This window comes from Halomonas garicola, assembly GCF_031935715.1.
Taxonomy (GTDB): domain Bacteria; phylum Pseudomonadota; class Gammaproteobacteria; order Pseudomonadales; family Halomonadaceae; genus Vreelandella; species Vreelandella garicola.
In genome coordinates, this window is record NZ_JASSZF010000024.1 from 1 (window position 1) to 20410 (window position 20410).

General features: G+C 64.1%; 17 protein-coding genes and 2 tRNA genes. 1 reads left to right on the forward strand and 18 read right to left on the reverse strand.

Features of this window, described 5'->3' with window-relative positions; genetic code table 11:
* Positions 1 to 190: 190 nt before the first annotated feature.
* From rpsO to rlmE, 14 genes are all read right to left on the reverse strand, one after another.
* Positions 191 to 460, reverse strand: a complete 270-nt coding sequence (gene rpsO, locus RS027_RS09560) for a 30S ribosomal protein S15 (RefSeq protein ID WP_311956426.1) — start codon at positions 458 to 460, stop codon at positions 191 to 193.
* Positions 461 to 530: 70 nt separating this feature from the next.
* Entirely contained in the window at positions 531 to 1499 is a 969-nt protein-coding gene (gene truB / locus RS027_RS09565) for a tRNA pseudouridine(55) synthase TruB (RefSeq protein WP_311956427.1), read from the reverse strand.
* Positions 1499 to 1918, reverse strand: coding sequence for a 30S ribosome-binding factor RbfA (gene rbfA / locus RS027_RS09570; protein WP_311956428.1), 420 nt, complete (start codon positions 1916 to 1918; stop codon positions 1499 to 1501). The genes truB and rbfA overlap by 1 nt, the downstream gene beginning before the upstream one ends.
* 17 nt (positions 1919 to 1935) lie before the next feature.
* Positions 1936 to 4458, reverse strand: coding sequence for a translation initiation factor IF-2 (gene infB / locus RS027_RS09575; RefSeq protein ID WP_311956429.1), 2523 nt, complete (start codon positions 4456 to 4458; stop codon positions 1936 to 1938).
* 27 nt (positions 4459 to 4485) lie between these two features.
* A complete protein-coding gene (gene nusA, locus RS027_RS09580) occupies positions 4486 to 6003 on the reverse strand; it encodes a transcription termination factor NusA (protein ID WP_311956430.1) in 1518 nt (505 codons plus the stop codon).
* Between the two features lie 66 nt (positions 6004 to 6069).
* The gene (gene rimP, locus RS027_RS09585; protein WP_311956431.1) at positions 6070 to 6531 is read right to left on the reverse strand and encodes a ribosome maturation factor RimP; all 462 of its coding nucleotides are present in this window, start codon (positions 6529 to 6531) and stop codon (positions 6070 to 6072) included.
* Positions 6532 to 6808: 277 nt separating this feature from the next.
* Positions 6809 to 6885 (reverse strand) — tRNA-Met (locus RS027_RS09590).
* A gap of 148 nt (positions 6886 to 7033) precedes the next feature.
* Positions 7034 to 7120: transfer RNA gene (locus tag RS027_RS09595), tRNA-Leu, on the reverse strand.
* A gap of 44 nt (positions 7121 to 7164) precedes the next feature.
* Complete coding sequence (secG, locus tag RS027_RS09600) at positions 7165 to 7539, reverse strand: preprotein translocase subunit SecG (RefSeq protein WP_311956432.1); 375 nt, start codon at positions 7537 to 7539, stop codon at positions 7165 to 7167.
* A 4-nt stretch (positions 7540 to 7543) separates the two neighbouring features.
* A complete protein-coding gene (gene tpiA, locus RS027_RS09605) occupies positions 7544 to 8293 on the reverse strand; it encodes a triose-phosphate isomerase (protein ID WP_311956433.1) in 750 nt (249 codons plus the stop codon).
* Between the two features lie 73 nt (positions 8294 to 8366).
* A complete protein-coding gene (glmM, locus tag RS027_RS09610; protein ID WP_311956434.1) occupies positions 8367 to 9716 on the reverse strand; it encodes a phosphoglucosamine mutase in 1350 nt (449 codons plus the stop codon).
* The gene (gene folP / locus RS027_RS09615; RefSeq protein ID WP_311956435.1) at positions 9713 to 10612 is read right to left on the reverse strand and encodes a dihydropteroate synthase; all 900 of its coding nucleotides are present in this window, start codon (positions 10610 to 10612) and stop codon (positions 9713 to 9715) included. The genes glmM and folP overlap by 4 nt, the downstream gene beginning before the upstream one ends.
* Before the next feature lie 109 nt (positions 10613 to 10721).
* Entirely contained in the window at positions 10722 to 12716 is a 1995-nt protein-coding gene (gene ftsH / locus RS027_RS09620; RefSeq protein WP_311956436.1) for an ATP-dependent zinc metalloprotease FtsH, read from the reverse strand.
* 251 nt (positions 12717 to 12967) lie between these two features.
* The gene (gene rlmE, locus RS027_RS09625; RefSeq protein WP_311956437.1) at positions 12968 to 13615 is read right to left on the reverse strand and encodes a 23S rRNA (uridine(2552)-2'-O)-methyltransferase RlmE; all 648 of its coding nucleotides are present in this window, start codon (positions 13613 to 13615) and stop codon (positions 12968 to 12970) included.
* Positions 13616 to 13730: 115 nt separating this feature from the next.
* Here rlmE and yhbY point away from each other — a divergent pair, with 115 nt between their 5' ends.
* Complete coding sequence (yhbY, locus tag RS027_RS09630) at positions 13731 to 14057, forward strand: ribosome assembly RNA-binding protein YhbY (protein WP_311956438.1); 327 nt, start codon at positions 13731 to 13733, stop codon at positions 14055 to 14057.
* A gap of 243 nt (positions 14058 to 14300) precedes the next feature.
* Here the strand turns inward: yhbY and greA are convergent, their stop codons facing one another.
* From greA to dapB, 4 genes are all read right to left on the reverse strand, one after another.
* Complete coding sequence (gene greA, locus RS027_RS09635) at positions 14301 to 14777, reverse strand: transcription elongation factor GreA (RefSeq protein WP_311956439.1); 477 nt, start codon at positions 14775 to 14777, stop codon at positions 14301 to 14303.
* Positions 14774 to 18004: a carbamoyl-phosphate synthase large subunit gene (gene carB, locus RS027_RS09640; RefSeq protein WP_311956440.1), complete on the reverse strand. Its 3231-nt coding sequence runs from the start codon at positions 18002 to 18004 to the stop codon at positions 14774 to 14776. The genes greA and carB overlap by 4 nt, the downstream gene beginning before the upstream one ends.
* Positions 18005 to 18097: 93 nt before the next feature.
* The gene (gene carA / locus RS027_RS09645; protein ID WP_311956461.1) at positions 18098 to 19246 is read right to left on the reverse strand and encodes a glutamine-hydrolyzing carbamoyl-phosphate synthase small subunit; all 1149 of its coding nucleotides are present in this window, start codon (positions 19244 to 19246) and stop codon (positions 18098 to 18100) included.
* A gap of 338 nt (positions 19247 to 19584) precedes the next feature.
* A complete protein-coding gene (dapB, locus tag RS027_RS09650) occupies positions 19585 to 20394 on the reverse strand; it encodes a 4-hydroxy-tetrahydrodipicolinate reductase (protein WP_311956441.1) in 810 nt (269 codons plus the stop codon).
* Positions 20395 to 20410 lie beyond the last annotated feature (16 nt).

Below are 20410 nucleotides of genomic sequence, written 5' to 3' on the forward strand. Positions count from 1 at the left end.
TTGCTGTTCGGCTAACGGTTCCCGCTATCAAGGTCCGTAGGGGACTCTCACCCCCAAGTCATCCCGGGGCACTACCCCCGGGAACAGCACCTGTCGGTGCTACGCGCCATGCCTGGCGCACAACAAAACGGGCAGCCCCGCAAGGGGCTACCCGTTTGGAAACGACCTGGGAAAGGGGGTGACGCAATGCTTAGCGGCGCAGGCCCAGACGCTGGATGATGGAGCGATAGCGCTCGTAGTCCTTGCGGTGCAGGTAGTCCAGCAGCTTGCGACGCTGGTTGACCATGCGGATCAGGCCACGACGGGAGTGGTGGTCCTGGCTGTTGGTCTTGAAATGATCCTGCAGGCCGTTGATGTTGGCGCTCAGCAGGGCCACCTGAACCTCGGGGGATCCGGTGTCGTTTTCGCCGCGGCCGTATTCGTTGACGATGTCGGCTTTCTGTTCAGCGGTTAATGCCATCTGTCTCTCCAGTAAGCAATATGCCTGAAAATGTAAGGGGTGAGACCACGCATATTTGCAGTCTCGATTTTTAGCTGCGCGGCGTTTCCGCCGGGTGGCTTATCAGCCGTTGTGGCGCCACCGTGGCAGCGCCGTCTGCCTGCCGGACGACACGCCCAAGGCCAATAAAGGCCCCCTGGTGGTAAAGCCTTGCCGTCGCCGCCTCGGCCAGCTCACTTTCCAGAGTGGCCTGCTGGCCGTGGATCAGCCGCCCGTGGGCGACGTCATCCAGCGCAAGCGCCGGCAGGTGTGCCACGAGCACGTCCGGCGACATCAGCACCGCTTCCCGCGCGGGCTGATCCGCCAGCGCCTCAAGCGCTTCGAGCGTCCACATGCCGCCGGCGTCGAACGCGCCGGTGGCAAGGCGCCTGAGCGCGCTGATGTGGGCGCCGCAGCCCAGCTCAAGGCCGATATCCTCTGCCAGGGTACGTATATAGGTACCCTTGCTGCAGCGGATGTCCAGTTCAAAGGCGCGGTTTCCCGGAACGGTATCATTGCCCGGGACGGTATCCAACGCCGTGAGGCGGGCATCATACACGCTTATGCGCCGAGCTGCACGCTCCACGTGGCGGCCCTCCCGGGCCAGCTCGTAAAGCTTGCGCCCCTGGTGCTTGAGCGCCGAATACATCGGCGGCACCTGGTCGATCTCGCCGCGAAAACGCGCGAGCACCGCCTCGATCGAGGCTTCGTCGAGCGCGGGCACCTCGCGACGCTCCACGACGTCGCCTTCGGCGTCGCCGGTGTCGGTGATCACACCAAGCTCCACCCGGGTGCGGTAGGCCTTGTCGGCTTCAAGCAGCCAGGCGGAAAACTTGGTCGCCTCCCCCAGGCAGATCGGCAACAGGCCGGTCGCCATCGGGTCGAGGGTGCCGGTGTGACCCGCCTTTTGCGCCTGGAACAGCCGGCGCACGCGCTGCAGGGCATGGTTGCTGGAAAGCCCTGCGGGCTTGTCCAGCAGCAGCACGCCGTTGACCGGCAGCCCGCGACGACGACGCGCCATCAGCTACGCTCTCCGTTGCCGCTTTCGTCGTCGCCTTCGCCCTCCTGGCCGGCATTGCGCTCGCGGTCGGTCTGCACCGCCTCGTCAATCAGCGACGACAGGTGCTGGCCGCGGACCACGCTTTCATCGTAGTGAAAGCGCAGCTCGGGCACGTGGCGCAGCTTGATCCGGCGGGCCACCTGGCTGCGCAAAAAGCCGCCCGCGCGCTTGAGCGCCTGCAGGTTTTCCTTCACCCGTGCCGGGTCCTGCTCGCCAAGCAGGGTGAAATAGACGTCGGCGTAGCCCAGATCCCGGCTAACGCTGACGCCGCTCAGCGTGACCATCCCTAAGCGAGGGTCTTTCACCTCGCGCTGGATGAGCACCGCCAGCTCCTTCTGGAGCTGGTCGGCTACCCGGTCGGTGCGCTTGAATTCCCGCATGTTGCCTCCTAAGCGCCTTAGAGCGTGCGCTCGACCTTGACCTGGTCGAAGACCTCGATCTTGTCGCCGACCTGGACATCGTTGTAGTTCTTCACGCCGATGCCGCACTCCATGCCGTTGCGGACTTCGTTGACGTCGTCCTTGAAGCGGCGCAGCGACTCAAGCTCGCCCTCGTAGATGACCACGTTGTCGCGCAGCACGCGGATCTTCTTGTGGCGGTGGACGTTGCCTTCGACCACCATGCAGCCGGCCACGGCGCCGATCTTGGGCGCGCGGAAGACGTCGCGGACTTCGGCCACGCCGACGATCTCTTCCTTCCAGTCCGGCGCGAGCTTGCCGCTCATGGCCTGCTTGACCTCGTCGATCAGGTGGTAGATTACGCTGTAGTAGCGCAGATCCAGCCCCTCGCGCTCGATGATGTCGCGCGCGGCGACGTCGGCACGGACGTTAAAGCCGACCACGATGGCCTCACTGGCCAGCGCCAGGTTGGCATCGGTGCCGGTGATGCCGCCCACGCCGGAGGACACCACGGCCACCTCGACCTCGTCGGTGGAGAGCTCTTCAAGCGCGCTGCGGATCGCTTCCAGCGACCCCTGGACGTCGGCCTTGAGCACCACGTTGACCTTGGCCGCCTCGTCTTTCTCCATCTGGCTGAACATGTTCTCCAGCTTGGATTTCTGCTGGCGAGCCAGGCGCACTTCGCGGTATTTGCCCTGACGGAAGTTGGCCACTTCGCGGGCCTTCTTGTCGTCGTCTACCACCATGAAGTCGTCGCCGGCTTCGGGCGTGCCGTCGAGCCCCTGGATTTCCACGGGCATGGCCGGACCGACTTCATCCACCTGCTTGGCGAGCTCGTTGGTCAGCGCGCGTACGCGGCCGTAGTGCAGGCCGGCGAGCACGATGTCGCCTTTTTTCAGCGTCCCGTTCTGTACCAGCACGGTGGCGACCGGGCCGCGGCCCTTGTCCAGGCGCGACTCCACGACCACGCCCTTGCCGGGCGCTTCGGGGACGGCCTTGAGCTCGAGCACTTCGGAGACCAGCTGTACGGCCTCGATCAGCGCGTCGATGCCCTCGCCGCTTTTCGCCGAAACGTGAACGAACTGGGTGTCGCCGCCCCATTCTTCGGAGATAACCCCGTGCTGGGACAGCTCGTTTTTCACTCGGTCCGGGTCGGCCGCCGGCTTGTCGATCTTGTTAACTGCGACAACCATGGGCACTTCGGCTGCCTTGGAGTGCTCGATGGCCTCGATGGTCTGGGGCATCACGCCGTCGTCGGCGGCCACCACCAGAATTACCACGTCGGTGGCCTTGGCACCGCGGGCGCGCATGGCGGTAAACGCCGCGTGGCCGGGCGTATCCAGGAAAGTCGCGCCGCCGTTGTTGCCAACCACGTGGTAGGCGCCAATGTGCTGGGTAATCCCGCCGGCTTCGCCGGTGGCAACCTTGGCCTTGCGGATATAGTCCAGAAGCGACGTCTTACCGTGGTCGACGTGGCCCATTACGGTGACGACCGGGGCACGGGTGATTTCTTCCCCTTCGTAGGACACGCTCTCGAGCACTTCGGCTTCCAGGGCGTCGTCCTTGACCAGCTTGGGCTTGTGGCCCATTTCCTCGACCACGATCACCGCGGTGTCCTGGTCGATGGTCTGGTTGATGGTGACCGCCGCGCCCATGGTGAACATGGCCTTGATCACTTCGTTGGCCTTGATCGACATCTTGTCGGCAAGCTCGGCCACGCTGATCGACTCGGGGATCGACACTTCGCGCACGATCGGCTGGGTCGGCTTCTGGAAGCCGTGCTTGCCGCCGCTCTGGCCGCCGCCGCGGCGGCTGCCGCCACGACGCTCGGCGCGCTTGGCCTTCTTGCCGCCGCGACGGCGCTCTTCGCGGTCGCTGCGGGAATCCTGCTCGTCGCGACGGCCCTTCTTCTTGGCCGCCTTTTTCGCCGGTGCCGAGCGGCGATCGGTACGGCCTTCCTTGGGCGGCGCCGGGGGCGCGTCCTCGCCCGAGGTGCTGCCGCTGTCAAAGTCGGGTACCGGAATCTCGAGATCGGTGGGCGTCTCGGCGCTCTTGGCCTTTTCTTCGGCAAGCTTGCGCTCGGCCTCATCGGCGGCGTGCTTGGCGTCGGCGGCTTTCTGCTCTTCGGCTTCGCGCGCCTTGCGCTCCGCCTCGGCTTCGGCCATATCGCCGACCAGCTGGCGCGGGCCGGTGTGCGCGGGCTCCGGCGCCTTGGGCTTCTCGGCCTCGGCGCGCTTGACGTAGGTTTTCTTCTTGCGCACCTGGACGTCAATGGTCTTGCCGCGCTCGCCGGTCTTGATCCGGCTGCGGGTCTTGCGCGTCAGGGTGATGCGATTCTTGTTGGCATCGCCGCTGCCGCCGTGGTTCTTTTTCAGCGAGTTAAGCAGCGTCTGCTTGTCCGCTTCGGAAACCACGTCGCTTTCCGAGGTGTGCGAAAGCCCGGCGTTTTTCATCTGTTCGAGCAGGCGGGACGTATCGCGGCCCACCTTTGCTGCAAAATCTTTTACTGTCATGTCTGACATTATGACCCTCCTCAGCCCGTGACCTGTTTACTGTGTGTTCGAATCCGATTCGCTGTCGCCGTCTTCGAACCAGGGCGCACGGGCAGTCATGATCAATGCCGCTGCGCGCGCTTCGTCCAACTCTTCGATATCGACCAGATCGTCGACAGACTGCTCGGCAAGATCTTCCATGCTGACAATGCCGCGGCTGGCCAGGGTAAAGGCCAGGTGCCGCTCCATGCCCTCCATGGCGAGCAGGTCGTCGGCCGGCTGGGCACCGTCCAGCGCTTCTTCCGAGGCAATGGCCAGCGTCAACAGCTCGTCTTTTGCTCGCGCGCGTAGCGCGTTGATAAGTTCTTCGTCGAACTCTTCAATTTCCAGCATCTCTTCCAGGGGCACGTAGGCCACCTCTTCAAGCGTGGTAAAGCCTTCATCCACCAGCAGGCGCGCTACGTCGTCATCCACGTCAAGGTGCTGGATGAACGAGTCGACCAGGGTGTCGATTTCCTGTTCGTGCTTGGAATCGGCTTCGTCTTCGGTCATGACGTTGATGTGCCAGCCGGTAAGCTCGGAGGCCAGCCGCACGTTCTGGCCGCTGCGCCCGATGGCCTGGGCAAGGTTATCCTCGGCGACGGCGACGTCCATGGACACCGCGTCTTCGTCGACCAGAATGGAGGCGACATCGGCCGGTGCCATGGCGTTGATCACCAGCTGGGCGGGGTTGTCGTCCCACAGCACGATATCCACGCGCTCGTTTTCAAGCTCGCTGGACACCGCCTGTACCCGCGAGCCGCGCATGCCCACGCAGGCGCCCACCGGGTCGATGCGCCGATCGTTGGTCTTCACCGCAATCTTGGCCCGGGAGCCCGGGTCGCGTGCCGCCCCCTTGATGTCGATCAGCTGCTCGGCGATTTCCGGCACCTCGATCTTGAACAGCTCAATGATCAGCTCCGGGCAGGTACGCGACAGCTGCAGCTGGGCCCCCTTGGCTTCGGGGTCTACCTTGACCAAAAGCGCCCGCACCCGTTCGTTCATGCGGTAGCGCTCGCCGTGGATCATCTCGTTGCGCGGCAGGAAAGCCTCGGCGTTGTCGCCAAGATCGATGATCAGCCCGTCCCGGGTGGTGCGCTTGACGATGCCGGCGACCAGCTCGCCTTCGCGGTCGGCGTACTGGCGCACCACCTCGGCCCGCTCGGCTTCGCGCACCTTCTGCACGATCACCTGCTTGGCGGTCTGGGCGGCAATGCGGCCGAACTCGGCGTTTTCGATCGGCTTTTCCACTTCGTCGCCCAGCGCCAGCGGCGGCGTGCGCTGCTCGGCCACGCTCTGCTTGATTTCGTAGTCGGGGGTCTCGAACTCGTCGTCCTCGACGACCGTCCAGTAGCGGAAGGTTTCGTACTCGCCGCTGCGACGGTCGATACGCACCCGCACGCTGGCTTCTTCACGATCAAAGCGCTTGCGCGAGGCGCTGGCCAACGCGGCTTCGACCGCCTCGAAAATCACGTCCCGGGGGACGCCCTTTTCGTTCGAGATCGCGTCAACGACCATCAAGATTTCTTTACTCATGCGTTTGCCTCGCCAAAACCTGTCCTTATGTGCTCGAGCCGGCCAAGCGCCGGTTGCGTCGCCCGGTTATTTGTCGAACCGGGGCACGATGTTCGCCTTATCAATGCTTTCGATGGGAAAGCAGTACTCCTCACCGTCCATCTGCAAGAGCACCTCGTCGCCCTCGATACCGGCGAGCAGGCCGCGAAACTTGCGCTGGCCGTCAAACGCCGACCGCAGCTTGAGCGCTACCTGGTGACCCTGAAAGCGGCGGAAATGATCAAGGGTATAGAGGGGGCGGTCCATGCCCGGCGAGGAAACCTCCAGGCGGTACGCCTCGGCGATGGGATCTTCCACGTCCAGCACGGCGCTGATCTGACGGCTGATATCGGCGCAGTCATCCACGCTGACGCCGTTTTCACCCTCGATATAGATGAGCAGGCGCGAGTGCTTGCCCTGGGAAAGATAGTCGATGCCCCATAGTTCAAAGCCCATGGCGGCAACCACCGGCTCAATCAGCGCGTGAAGCGCGGCGTGTTTCGTGGCCACAGACAAAGCTCCTATAGCCGTTGCATCAGGCACCTGGCCAGGAGTCACAGGAAAAGCTAGGTGGCTGATCGGCGTTGACCGGCAACGTGCCTCCGGTAACCCGGTAGACATCCGCTAGTGAGACATACCCTTCATCAGCGCGCCGGCACGCCAAGGATTACCGCTGCGGCGGCGACCGGCGACCAATAAAAGGGCGACTAACAAAAAGCCCCTTCACAGGAAGGGGCTTTTTGCAAGAAAACCTGTAATACCATTTATGGCGCAACGCGCCTAAAAATGGTAGCGGGGACCGGATTTGAACCGATGACCTTCGGGTTATGAGCCCGACGAGCTACCAGACTGCTCCACCCCGCATCAATCTGGAGGGACGATACTAAGCGCTTGCTGGTTCTGCGTCAAGCGACTTTTATGTCCCGCACGCGATGCGTGCTTCAACTTCAGTGCTGCCTTGCTGCTTGCCACTGACTCACTGCTCAACGCCTAAGCCTTGGCGGTTTATCAATGGTGCCGAAGGCGGGACTTGAACCCGCACGACCGTTAGGTCACTACCCCCTCAAGATAGCGTGTCTACCAATTCCACCACTTCGGCAACAGGGGAGGCTAAAAGGGCCGCTGATTCGCTTGCCGTGCAAGCTACTCGCCGCTCTCCTCTAGCACTGGCGCTGCATTATCCACGTCATCTTCGGACCCGTCAAGGGATTTTGTCGAGTCGTCGTCCGCGGCGTTTTGCTGCTCGACGAGCTTGGCATCGGGAATGCCCGCGTCCGGGGCGTCACCCGCCTGGCTGGCAAAGTAGGCAAGCGTCAGCGAGGTGACAAAAAAGCAGGCCGCGAGCACGCCGGTAAAGCGCGCCAGGAAATTGCCGCTGCCCTGGGCGCCGAATACCGTTTGCGACGAACCGCCGCCGAAGGAGGCGCCGGCATCGGCGCCCTTGCCCTGCTGAAGCAGGATAAGGACGACCAGAGCGATCGCCAGAACTACGTGAATCATGAGAATTGCAGCTTGCATGAAATTATCCTGCTGATTGGCATATAGCGTAAAATTCATCGACCTGGAGCGACGCACCGCCGACCAGACCGCCATCAATATCGGGCTGGGCCAAAAGCGCCGCCGTGTTGTCGGCCTTCATGCTGCCGCCGTAAAGCAGCCGCAGCGACTGCGCAAGCTCAGCGTCCCGCGTTTCCAGCCAGGCGCGTATGTCGCCCATGGTGGCCTGGGCCTCTTCGGGCGTGGCGGTAAGCCCGGTGCCGATGGCCCACACCGGCTCGTAGGCGACAACCAGGCGCTTACGCAGCGCCGCCTCGAGCGGGTCCAGCACGGCGGCCACCTGCCCCAGCACCACCTCCCGGGTCGCCCCGGCCTCGCGCTGCGCCAGGGTTTCCCCCACGCACAGCACCGGGGTCAGGCCGAAAGCCAGCGCCGCTTCTACCTGGCGGCAGGCATCGGCATCGGTTTCGCCGTAATGCTGGCGGCGCTCGGAGTGCCCCACCAGCACGTAGGCCACGCCGAACTCCGCCAGCATGGCGGCGTTGACCTCGCCGGTATGGGCGCCGGCAGGCTCGGGGTTCAGCGCCTGAGCGCCCAGCGCCAGCGGCGTGCCGGCAAAGGCGTGCTGGGCGGCCTGCAGATAGGGGAACGGAGGCATCACCGCGACGTCCAGCGCCGCGGGCAGCCGGTCACCGGCAAAGGCGTCGCCGAACGCACGGATCCGCTCGGCGGAGCCGTTCATCTTCCAGTTACCGGCGATGAGGGGCGTACGCATCCAAGCTCCTTTTCAAGATTGCGCAAAATGGTATAGGAGCGGCCGGGGCAAGACAACCGCCGACCGCGGGGCATCAGGCCAGAAGCGCCTGCACCTTCTCGGCAAGCTCGCCGGCCAGGCTGTCCACGTCCAGATAGGCGCGGCCCTCTACCATGACCCGGATCAGCGGCTCTGTGCCCGACGGGCGCAGCAGCACCCGCCCCTCTTCGCCCAGCCGGCTTTCCGTATCGGCCACGGCGCGGGCCAGCTCGGGCTTTTCCAGCACCGCCCGGGCATCGGTGCCGGCCGGCAGGCGCACGTTGACCAGCGCCTGGGGCACTTTCTCCAGGATGCTTAAAAGCTCGGGTAGCGTGGCCTTATCGCGAATCATGATGGCCACTACCTGCAGCGCCGACACGATGCCGTCGCCGGTGGTCTGGGTGTGGGCGCACACCACGTGGCCGGAGGGCTCGCCGCCAAGCGTCCAGCCGTTGGCCGCCATGCGCTCCATGACAAAGCGATCGCCGACCTTGGCCCGTTCGAAGGGAATGCCGAGCTTTTCCAGCCCCATGGCCAGGCCGAAGTTGCTCATCAGAGTACCCACCACGCCGCCGTTGAGCAGGCCGCGCTGCTGGCGATCCCGAGCGATGAGGTAGAGGATATCGTCGCCGTCGACCTCGTGGCCGTCGTGGTCCACCAGCAGCAGCCGATCGCCGTCGCCGTCAAAGGCAATGCCCAGGTCCGCCCCGCGGTGAATCACCGCCGCGCGCAGGGAGGCCGGATGGGTTGAGCCGACGTCGCGGTTGATGTTCATGCCGTCGGGGTCGGCGCCGATCACGCTGACGTCGGCGCCCAGCTCGCGAAATACGTTGGGCGCAATGTGGTAGGTCGCGCCGTGGGCGCAGTCGAGCACGATACGCAGTCCGTGCAGGCTGAGCCGCTCGGGGAGCGTCGATTTACAGAACTCGATGTAGCGCCCCGGGGCGTCGTGAATACGCATGGCCTTGCCAAGCTCAGCGGCTTCAGCGGTGGTCAGCGGCTGCTCCAGCATGTCTTCGATGCGTGCCTCGACGGCGTCGGGCAGCTTGGTGCCGTCGGCGTCAAAAAACTTGATGCCGTTGTCGTCGAAGGGATTGTGCGAGGCGGAAATCACTACGCCGGCGTCGGCGCGAAAGGTGCGCGTCAAATAGGCGATGCCCGGCGTGGGCATGGGGCCCAGCAGGGCGACGTCGACGCCGGCAGCAGAAAACCCCGCTTCCAGCGCCGACTCGAACATATAGCCGGAAATGCGCGTGTCCTTGCCGATCAGCACGCGGGTGCGGCCGTCGTCACGGTGCAGCACCTGCCCCGCGGCCCAGCCCAGCTTGAGCATGAAGTCGGCGGTAATGGGCGCGCGCCCTACCCTGCCGCGGATCCCGTCGGTACCAAAATAGCGCCGTGTCATGCGTTTCTCTCCCGAATGTTATCGCTGCCGCTTTCATTGATCACGGCCCAGGCCATGCTGGCCGCATCCACCGTTGCGGCCACGTCGTGCACCCGCAAAATCTTCGCCCCGCGCTCAACGGCAAGGGCCGCAAGCGCCAGCCCGCCGGCCAGCCGCTGGTCGACGGGGCGGTCGAGCACCTTGCCGATCATGCTTTTGCGCGACATGCCCACCAACAGCGGCAGCTCAAGCTCGTCAAGCGCCTGCAGGCGATTCAGCAGGCGCAGGTTATGCTCGACCGTCTTGCCGAAACCGAAGCCGGGATCCAGCAGCAGCCGCTCGCGCTCAAGCCCCGCGCCTTCGCAGGCGGCAATGCGCTCAAGCAGAAAGTCGCCGACCGCCTGTTCGATGGGCTGATCGTAATGCGGCGCGTCCTGCATGGTCTGCGGCTCGCCCTGACGGTGCATCAAACAGACCGCCAGGCCACTCTGGGCGGCGGCTTCAAGCGCTCCTTCGCGCTCGAGCGAGCGCACGTCGTTGAGCATGCCGGCGCCCAGCGCGCCCGCTTCGCGCATCACCTTGGCACTGCTGGTGTCCACCGAGACCAGCGCGCCCAGCTCCCGAGACAGCGCCTCGATCACCGGGGCCACCCGGTCAAGCTCCTGCTGAGCCGTTACCGGCGCCGCCCCGGGTCGGGTAGATTCGCCGCCCACGTCGATAATCGTCGCCCCCTCGGCCAGCATGCGCTCGCCCTGGCGCAGCGCTTCGTCCCGTGCGGTATAGCAGCCGCCGTCGGAGAAGGAGTCCGGCGTCACGTTGAGCACGCCCATCACGCGGGGAGCGGAAAGATCGAGCCGATGAGGCCCGCAGATAATCGGCGCAGCATCGCCGGGCGGCGCGGCAAAGGGTGGTTGCATGGAGGGCTCAGTTAACAGGTAAGGATGAATGAAGCGACATGGTGACCGGCAGAATAGCAAAAAAGGCGCCTCAAAGTGAGGCGCCTGTTACGCAATCTCCGCCGTGTTGTTACGAGCCTGCCGGGCCTCCCAGCGGGTCGGACGGACGGCGCCGGCGGCTATCGTCATCCTCGTCGCCGTCGTCCTCGGGCCCCTTGGGTGCCTCACCGGCGGCCCCCGCGGCGGGCGTGCGGCTATCCACGGGGGAGCCGCCGCCGGGCGCATCGTCGTCGTGCCAGCCCTCGGGCGGACGCGGATCGCGGCCGTCCATGATGTCCTTGAGCTGGTGCGCATCGATGGTTTCGTACTTCATCAGCGCCTCGGCCATGGCGTCCAGTTTTTCGCGGTTGTCTTCCAGTATCTGGTAGGCCTGCTCGTAGCAGCCGTCGATGATCTTGCGCACTTCCTTGTCGAGCCGCGTGGTGGTGTCGCCGGACTTCAGCATACCGCCGCTTTGTCCGCCGCCCATGAACTGATGGGACTCGTCCTCATCGTACATGATCGGGCCCATTTCCTCGGACAGACCCCACTTGGCCACCATGTTGTGGGCAAGCTCGGTGGCGCGCTTGATGTCGTTGGACGCGCCGGTAGTCACGCCGTTGGGGCCCAGTGTCATTTCCTCGGCAATACGGCCGCCGAACAGCGAGCAAATCTGGCTGATGATCTGCTGGCGCGAGAAGCTGTAGCGGTCTTCTTCCGGCAGGAACATGGTCACGCCCAGCGCTCGGCCGCGGGGGATGATGGTGACCTTGTACACCGGGTCGTGCTCGGGCATGACCAGGCCGATGATGGCGTGGCCGGACTCGTGATAGGCCGTGTTGAGCTTTTCCTTGTCGGTCATGACCATGGACTTGCGCTCGGAGCCCATCATGATCTTGTCCTTGGCCTCCTCGAGCTCGTCCATGCCCACCAGGCGCTTGTCGCCACGGGCGGCAAACAGCGCCGCCTCGTTGACCAGGTTGGCCAGATCGGCACCGGAGAAGCCCGGCGTGCCGCGGGCGATCAGCGACGCCTTGACGTCCTCGGCCAGCGGCACCTTGCGCAGGTGAACGCCGAGGATATGCTCGCGGCCGCGGATATCGGGCAGGGGCACGGTGACCTGACGGTCAAAGCGGCCCGGGCGCAAAAGCGCCGGGTCAAGCACGTCCGGACGGTTGGTAGCGGCGATGACGATAACGCCTTCGTTGGCCTCGAAACCGTCCATTTCCACCAGCAGCTGGTTGAGCGTCTGTTCGCGCTCGTCGTTGCCGCCGCCCATGCCGGCGCCGCGCGAACGGCCCACGGCGTCGATCTCGTCGATGAAGATGATGCACGGCGCCTGCTTCTTGGCTTGCTCGAACATGTCGCGCACGCGAGAGGCGCCCACGCCGACGAACATCTCGACGAAGTCGGAGCCGGAGATGGAGAAGAACGGCACCTTGGCCTCGCCGGCGATGGACTTCGCCAGCAGGGTTTTACCCGTACCCGGCGGGCCCACCATCAGCACGCCGCGGGGGATGGTACCGCCCAGGCGTTCGAACTTGCTCGGGTCGCGCAGGAAGTCCACCAGCTCTTCGACTTCTTCCTTGGCCTCGTCGCAGCCGGCGACGTCAGCAAAGGTGGTCTTGATCTGGTCGTTGGACAGCAGTTTGGCCTTGGACTTGCCAAAGCTCATGGGGCCGCCCTTGCTGCCGCCACCGCCGCCCTGCATCTGGCGCATGAAGAACATGAAGATGGCGAGTATCAGCAGGATCGGGAAGCTGGCGATCAGCAGCCGCGACCAGATGCTCTGCTGTTCGGGCTCCTTGCCGACCACGGTAACGTCGTTGGCCAGCAGGTCATCCATCAGCTTGGGGTCCTCGGCCGCGGGCCGCACGGTCTGGAACCGCGTGCCGTCCGAGCGCTCCCCCTCAATGGTATAGCCATCGATGGTGACGCTGCGTATCTGTTGATTTTGCACCTGCTCCACAAACTGCGAATAGTTCGTGGACTGAGGCGAGCTTTCCGTACTGAAGTTGTTGAACACGGTCAGCAGAACGGCCGCGATGACCAACCACAGAACCAGGTTCTTTGCCATATCGTTCAAGGGGCTACCCTCATTACAAGAATCCGTCAGTTAACGCTGCTAGTTGAGACATCGTCTGCGCAGCATGCGTTCATTCATTTTCTATAAGCGGTTTGCTGCCTACTGTGGCACACCTTGCCGCGGCGTGTCCGGCAATTACCCTGATAAATCCTTACTATTTACCCTCGCTTTTGCCCGCATTGGCGATACCTTGCCCTATTCGCGACACCCTATTCGCGACACCCTATTCGCGACACCCTATCCGCGACACCCTATCCGCGAAACCCGCTGGCCAGCAGGTAGACTTCCCGGGAGCGCGCCCGGGAGGCCTCGGGCTTGCGCGTGACCACCCGGGTAAACTGCTCGCGCAGGGTCTTTAAGTACTCATCAAAGCCTTCGCCCTGAAACACCTTGGCCACAAAGCGCCCGCCGGGCGCCAGGGTTTGCTGGGCCAGATCCAGCGCCAGCTCTACCAGATACATGGCCCGGGGCTGGTCGATACCCGCCATGCCACTCATATTGGGGGCCATATCCGACATCACAAGGTCTGCGTTTTTACCGCCCAGGCGTTCCAGCAGCGCGTCGAGCACGTGATCTTCGGTAAAATCGCCCTGGACGAAGTCCACATCGGCCAGCGCGTCCATGGCGAGAATGTCCGAAGCGATGACCTTGCCCGCCGGGCCGACCTTCTCCGCGGCGACCTGGCTCCAGCCGCCGGGCGCGGCCCCCAGGTCCACCACGGTCATGCCGGGGCGAAAAAGCTGATCCTTTTCGTCCAGCGCCAGCAGCTTGTAGCTGGCCCGGCTGCGGTAGCCGTCGGCCCAGCTCTGCTTGACGTAGGGATCGTCGAAGTGCTCCTGCATCCAGCTGCCGCTGGACTTGCTGGCCTGGCGTTTACGGCCTTTCGGCTTGTGCTGCATGAAGAGAATCTGGCGCTTGAAAGAGAACGTGAAAGAGAAAGCGGGCGCTTTCACCCGGCGGCGTTTCGCCGTAAGATGGAGCGTTAAGCGCAAACTTGGGATACCGCAAGATACCATGAGCTTGTCACAGGCACAAAAGAAAGCACTGCGTAGCATCGGTCATCATTTAAAGCCGGTGGTTACCGTATCGGAAAACGGCATTTCGGAGAACCTGATCGCCGAGCTCGACCGCGCCCTGCGCGACCACGAGCTGGTCAAGGTGAAGCTGGCCCTGCCCGACCGCGAAGACCGCGCGCTGATGATCGAAGAGCTCACCGCCGACGGCCGCGCCGAGCTTGTTCAGTCCATCGGCAAGACGGCGCTGCTCTACCGCAAGAACCCCCAGGCCAATCCCAAACTGTCCAACATTGCCCGTTTCGAGAACCACCACGGCCGGCGCTGATCACCGAATGTCAGGCAGTTAACGTAAAAACGCCCCCGCAGGGGCGTTTTTTATGGGCAGGCCAGAACCGGACTGGGTCATTGCGAGCCTGCGAACATGTCCTTGCGACTCTCACCCCCGCGTCATTGCGAACGTAGTGAAGCAATCTCGGGGTTTGTTGCCACCCCACCGCAAGGAGACCGCCACGCTATCGCTCGCGGTGACGCATTGCGAGGACGGAGGCAATCACGAAGCATTCGCGCGCTACAGGTGCTCGACGCTTTCGATCTCGTACTCGACGTCGCCGCCGGGGGTTTTCACGACGGCCACGTCGCCTTCTTCCTTGCCGATCAGCGCCCGGGCAATGGGCGACGTCACGGAAATGCGACGCTCCTTGATGTCCGCCTCGTCCTCGCCGACGATGCGATAGGTAAACGACGCCTCGTCTTCCACGCGCAAAAGCTCAACGGTGACGCCAAAAATCACCTTGCCCGTCTTCGGCAGCTTGGTCACGTCAATCACCTGGGCGCCGGACAGCTTGCCCTCAATCTCCTGAACGCGCCCTTCAATAAAGCCCTGCTCCTCGCGCGCGGCGTGATACTCGGCGTTTTCCTTCAGATCGCCGTGCTCGCGCGCATCGGCGATGGCCGCAATCACCCGAGGGCGCGCTTCGCTCTTCAGCTCTTCGAGCTCCTGGCGAAGCTGCTTCTCTCCCGCAACCGTCATCGGGACCTTGTTCATTCACTGGCTCCTGCGTGCAATTCCTGAAGACGCCGTACCGTAATCTCCCGACCATACGCCAGCGCCATGCATACAGCATTAGCGCCCGCCAAGGTGGTTGCATAGGCCACCTTGCGGGCAAGAGCGGTGCGGCGGATGACCGAAGAATCGAGAATCGCCTGGCGACCTTCGGTGGTATTCACGATATAGGCAATGTCGTCGTTCTTGAGCAGATCGACGATATGCGGACGTCCTTCGTAGACTTTATTGACGCGCTCAACGTCAAGGCCGGCGGCTTCCAGCGCGGCCGCCGTACCTCGCGTAGCGCATAGCGTAAAGCCCAATGTTAGCAGAGAACGGCCCACCTCGATAATCCCTGCCTTGTCGGGCTCGCGCACGGAGAGGAACGCCTTGCGCGGCCCGTCAATCGGGGGAATGGCTTCGCCGGCGCCCAGCTGCGCCTTGTAGAACGCCTCGGCGAAGGTGTCACCCGAGCCCATGACTTCACCGGTGGACTTCATTTCCGGCGTCAGGATCGGATCCACCCCGGGGAACTTGTTGAATGGGAAAACCGCCTCCTTGACGCTATAAAAATGCGGCACGATCTCGCGCTCGAAGCCCTGCTCGGCAAGCGTGGTACCCGCCATGCAGCGCGCGGCCACCTGGGCAAGCGAGGTACCGATGCACTTGGAGACAAACGGCACCGTGCGCGAGGCCCGGGGGTTGACCTCGATGACGTAGATCTCGCCGTCCTGCCAGGCGAGCTGCACGTTCATCAGACCCTTCACGCCCAGCTCCACGGCCATGCGCTTGATCTGATCGCGCATCTGATTTTGCACCTCAGCGGGCAGCGAATACGGCGGCAGCGAGCACGCCGAGTCGCCGGAGTGCACCCCGGCCTGCTCGATGTGCTGCATGATCCCCCCGATCACCACGTGCTTGCCGTCGGATACCGCGTCGACGTCGATCTCGATGGCGGCGTTCAAAAAGTGATCGAGCAGTACCGGGGAATCGTTGGAGACCTTGACCGCGTGGGTCATGTAGTTCTCAAGCTCCGAGGCGTCGTAGACGATCTCCATGGCGCGCCCGCCGAGCACGTAGCTGGGGCGCACCACCAGCGGGTAGCCGATGGCCTCGGCCTTGGCAAACGCCTCCTCGAAGTTGCGCGCGGTGGCGTTGGGCGGCTGCTTGAGCCCCAGCTTATCGATCATCTGCTGGAAGCGCTCGCGGTCTTCGGCGCGGTCGATAGCGTCCGGCGTGGTGCCGATGATGGGCATCCCGGCGGCCTCAAGCTCGCGCGCCAGCTTGAGCGGCGTCTGACCGCCGAACTGCACGATCACGCCCTCGGGCTGCTCCTTGTCGGCGATTTCCAGCACGTCCTCGAGCGTCACCGGCTCGAAGTACAGCCGGTCAGAGGTGTCGTAGTCGGTGGAGACGGTTTCCGGGTTGCAGTTGACCATGACGGTTTCATAGCCGTCGTCGTGCATGGCAAACGCCGCGTGCACGCAGCAGTAGTCAAACTCGATGCCCTGGCCGATACGGTTGGGCCCGCCGCCGAGCACCATGATCTTGGGTTTGTCGGAAACGTCCGCCTCGCACTCTTCCTCGTAGGTGGAGTACATGTAGGCGGTGTCGGAGGCGAATTCGGCAGCGCAGGTATCCACCCGCTTGTACACCGGGCGAATCCCGGCCTTCTGGCGGGTCTTGCGAAATTCCTTTTCCGACACGCCAAGAAGCTTCGCCAGCCGCGCGTCGGCAAAGCCCTTGCGCTTGAGGCGGTAAAGCTCATCGGCGGAGAGCTCGGAGAGCGAGCGCTTGGCCAGCGCCGTTTCGGTCGCGATCAGGTCTTCCAGCTGCACCAGGTACCAGGGATCGATCCGGGTCAGCTCGTACAGCCTGTCGACGCTCATGCCGGCGCGCAGGGCGTCGGCCACGTAGAAGATACGGTCGGCGCCGGGCGCCTGCAGCTCGCCCTTGATCCGGGCCATGGCCTCGTCGGTGAAGTGGGTGACGATGGGATCCAGGCCGTCGACGCCGGTTTCCAGCCCGCGCAGCGCCTTCTGCAGCGACTCCTGGAAAGTCCGGCCGATGGCCATGACCTCGCCCACGGACTTCATCTGGGTGGTCAGGCGGTCGTTGGCCTGGGGGAATTTCTCAAAGGTGAACCGCGGAATTTTGGTGACCACGTAGTCGATGGACGGCTCGAACGACGCCGGGGTGCGTCCGCCGGTAATGTCGTTGGAAAGCTCGTCCAGGCTGTAGCCCACCGCCAGCTTGGCGGCGATTTTGGCAATGGGGAAACCCGTCGCCTTGGAGGCCAGCGCCGAGGAGCGCGACACCCGGGGGTTCATCTCGATGACCACCACGCGGCCGGTATCGGGATCCACGCCAAACTGCACGTTGGAACCGCCGGTTTCCACGCCGATCTCACGCAGCACCGCCAGGCTTGCGTTGCGCATAGCCTGGTATTCCTTGTCGGTCAGCGTTTGCGCCGGCGCCACGGTGATGGCGTCGCCGGTGTGCACGCCCATGGGATCGAAGTTCTCGATGGAGCAGACGATGATGCAGTTGTCGCGGTGATCGCGCACCACCTCCATTTCGTACTCTTTCCAGCCCAGCAGCGACTCGTCGATCAAGAGCTCGTGGTTGTTGGAGAGGTCGAACCCGCGGTGGCAGATCTCCTTGAACTCTTCCTTGTTATAGGCCACGCCGCCGCCGGATCCGCCCATGGTGTAGGACGGGCGGATAATGGTGGGAAAGCCAAGCTCCGCCTGGATCTCCCAGGCCTCGTCCATGGTGTGCGCGACCTTGGCCTTGGGGCATTCGAGGCCGATGTTCTTCATCGCCTTGTCAAACAGGTCGCGGTCTTCGGCCTTGTTGATGGCGTCGGCGTTGGCGCCGATCATCTCTACGCCGTGCTTGCCCAGCACTCCCTGCTTGTCCAGCTCCAGCGCGCAGTTGAGCGCGGTTTGGCCGCCCATGGTGGGCAGGATGGCGTCCGGGCGCTCGGCCTCGATGATCTTCTCCACCGCCTGCCAGGTAATCGGCTCGATGTAGGTGGCGTCGGCCATGACCGGGTCGGTCATGATGGTGGCCGGATTGGAGTTGACCAGAATGACGCGATAGCCCTCCTCGCGCAGCGCCTTGCACGCCTGGGCGCCGGAGTAGTCGAATTCGCAGGCCTGGCCGATGACGATCGGGCCAGCGCCAATGATCAAGATACTGTTGATGTCGGTACGCTTAGGCATAACGGTTCCCGCAGAAAAATGACGATGAGCAACAAGATAACGGCGTAAACAGCAGCGGCGCCGGTCAGGGCGCCGGTCAGGGCGCCGCGGGCCCTAGCGGCGCGCCTGCATCATGGCGATGAAGCGATCGAACAGCGGCGCCACGTCGCACGGGCCGGGGCTCGCCTCCGGGTGCCCCTGAAAGCTGAACGCCGGGCAGTCGGTGCGCTCAACGCCCTGCAGCGTGCCGTCAAACAGCGACCGATGGGTGGGCCGCAGGGTATCCGGCAAAGTGGTTTCGTCCGAAGCGAAGCCGTGGTTCTGGCTGGTGATCATCACCCGCCCGGTGGCCAGGTCCTGCACCGGATGGTTGGCGCCGTGGTGGCCGTGGTTCATCTTCACCGAGCGCGCGCCGCTGGCCAGCGCCAGCAGCTGGTGGCCAAGGCAGATGCCAAACAGCGGAATGCGGGTGTCCAGCAGCTCTTCGAGCGCCCGAATGGCGTAGTCGCAGGGCTCGGGGTCGCCCGGGCCGTTGGATAAAAAGATGCCGTCCGGCTCAAGCGCCAGCGCCTCGGAGGCCGGCGTCTGCGCGGGCACCACGGTCACCCGGCAGCCGCGCGATACCAGCATGCGCAGAATGTTGCGCTTGACGCCGTAGTCGTAGGCAACCACGTGGAACGGCCGCTCGATGCTCTCGCCGGCCTGATAGCCTTTTCCCGGCGACACCCACTCGCCCTCGCTCCATTCGTAGGACGACTGGCAGCTGGCCACCTTGGCCAGATCCATCCCCGCCAGGCCGGGAAACGCCCGGGCGGCGGCCAGCGCGCGCTCCACCGCGTCGTCGCCTTCGGCTTCCCGGCCCGCGAGAATGGCGCCGTTCTGGGCGCCCTTGTCGCGCAGCAGGCGCGTCAGCCGGCGGGTGTCGATCTCGGCAATGCCCAGCACGTTCTGGCCTTTCAGGTAGTCGGAAAGGCTCTGCTCACAGCGGAAGTTGCTGGCGGCAAGCGGCAGGTCGCGGATGATCAGCCCGGCGGCGGCAATGGCGCCGGACTCCACGTCGTCGCTGTTCACGCCGGTGTTGCCGATGTGGGGGTAGGTCAGCGTGACGATCTGGCGGGTATAAGACGGGTCGGTGAGGATTTCCTGATAGCCGGTCATGGCCGTATTGAAGACCACCTCGCCGCTGGTTTGCCCCTCGGCGCCAATGGCGATGCCGCGGAACACGCTCCCGTCCTCAAGCGCCAGAATCGCGGGTTCGTTCAATGCGGGGTTATTCAAGACAAGTCCTCCCAAGGCTGGTGAAAACACCCCTGTCACGACAGCGGCATCCGTCATAGCGGCGTTTGCGTTACAAACGTCGGGTCGTAAAAAAGCGGGACGAAGCCGATTGGAAATAAACCGGTTTCATCCCGCTTGCTGTTCTTCGCCAAAACGGCCCGGCCGCGGCGACCTCTTCTCCGGCCGCCAGGCCGGCCTGCGCAACAAGCGCGGCTGTGTGAACCACTCGACCAAAATCTTAGGGATGCTACAGGATATGAGCCAAAGACGCTAGCCCCGGATACCCCCGATGAAGCCATTGCAGTAAAGCCACGGCAGCGCGGTTATGCCTCTAAGGCAAGCACATCCTGCATACCGTAGCGGCCGTTGGGCTTTTGGGCGACCCAGCGGGCGGCGCGGACGGCGCCCTTGGCGAAGGTCATGCGGCTGGAGGCCTTGTGGGTGATTTCGATGCGTTCGCCTTCGGTGGCGAACATCACGGTGTGCTCGCCGACGATGTCGCCGGCGCGGACGGTAGCAAAGCCGATTTCCTCGTCGCTGCGCGGGCCGCACTGGCCGACGCGCTCGAACACGCCGTGCTCTTTCAGGTTGCGGCCCAGGGCGTCGGCCATGACCTCGCCCATCTTCAGCGCGGTGCCGGAGGGGGCGTCGACCTTGTGGCGGTGGTGGGACTCGATCACTTCGATGTCGTAGCCCTCGTCGCCAAGCGCACGGGCGGCGGTTTCCAGCAGTTTGAGCGTGAGGTTGACGCCGACGCTCATGTTCGGGGCAAACACCATGGGCAGGCGCTCGCGGTAGCCGTCGAGAGTGGCGATATCATCGTCGCTCATGCCGGTGGTGCCGATGACGATGCGCTTGTCGTGCTCGGCGCAGAACGCCAGGTTCTCAAGCGTAACGGCGGGCGCGGTGAAGTCGATGAGCACGTCGAAGTCGTCGACGCAGGCATCGAGGCTGTCCACGGCGGTCATGCCTTTTTTGCCCAGCCCGGCAAGCTCGCCGATATCCGTGCCGGCAAGGGAGCTTCCGGAGGCAACAATGCCGGCGGCAAGAGTGGCGTCGGCGTCCTGCTCGACGGCGTTGACCAGGGTGCGGCCCATGCGGCCGGCGACGCCGACAATGGCAATACGGGTCATGTAGGCTCCTGCAAAA

Bases quoted from the DNA above. Each gene is read 5' to 3' on its own strand.
- rpsO (WP_311956426.1), bottom strand. From the start codon at position 460: ATGGCATTAACCGCTGAACAGAAAGCCGACATCGTCAACGAATACGGC.
- truB (WP_311956427.1), bottom strand. From the start codon at position 1,499: ATGGCGCGTCGTCGTCGCGGGCTGCCGGTCAACGGCGTGCTGCTGCTG.
- rbfA (WP_311956428.1), bottom strand. From the start codon at position 1,918: ATGCGGGAATTCAAGCGCACCGACCGGGTAGCCGACCAGCTCCAGAAG.
- infB (WP_311956429.1), bottom strand. From the start codon at position 4,458: ATGTCAGACATGACAGTAAAAGATTTTGCAGCAAAGGTGGGCCGCGAT.
- nusA (WP_311956430.1), bottom strand. From the start codon at position 6,003: ATGAGTAAAGAAATCTTGATGGTCGTTGACGCGATCTCGAACGAAAAG.
- secG (WP_311956432.1), bottom strand. From the start codon at position 7,539: ATGCAAGCTGCAATTCTCATGATTCACGTAGTTCTGGCGATCGCTCTG.
- tpiA (WP_311956433.1), bottom strand. From the start codon at position 8,293: ATGCGTACGCCCCTCATCGCCGGTAACTGGAAGATGAACGGCTCCGCC.
- glmM (WP_311956434.1), bottom strand. From the start codon at position 9,716: ATGACACGGCGCTATTTTGGTACCGACGGGATCCGCGGCAGGGTAGGG.
- folP (WP_311956435.1), bottom strand. From the start codon at position 10,612: ATGCAACCACCCTTTGCCGCGCCGCCCGGCGATGCTGCGCCGATTATC.
- rlmE (WP_311956437.1), bottom strand. From the start codon at position 13,615: ATGCAGCACAAGCCGAAAGGCCGTAAACGCCAGGCCAGCAAGTCCAGC.
- yhbY (WP_311956438.1), top strand. From the start codon at position 13,731: ATGAGCTTGTCACAGGCACAAAAGAAAGCACTGCGTAGCATCGGTCAT.
- greA (WP_311956439.1), bottom strand. From the start codon at position 14,777: ATGAACAAGGTCCCGATGACGGTTGCGGGAGAGAAGCAGCTTCGCCAG.
- carB (WP_311956440.1), bottom strand. From the start codon at position 18,004: ATGCCTAAGCGTACCGACATCAACAGTATCTTGATCATTGGCGCTGGC.
- dapB (WP_311956441.1), bottom strand. From the start codon at position 20,394: ATGACCCGTATTGCCATTGTCGGCGTCGCCGGCCGCATGGGCCGCACC.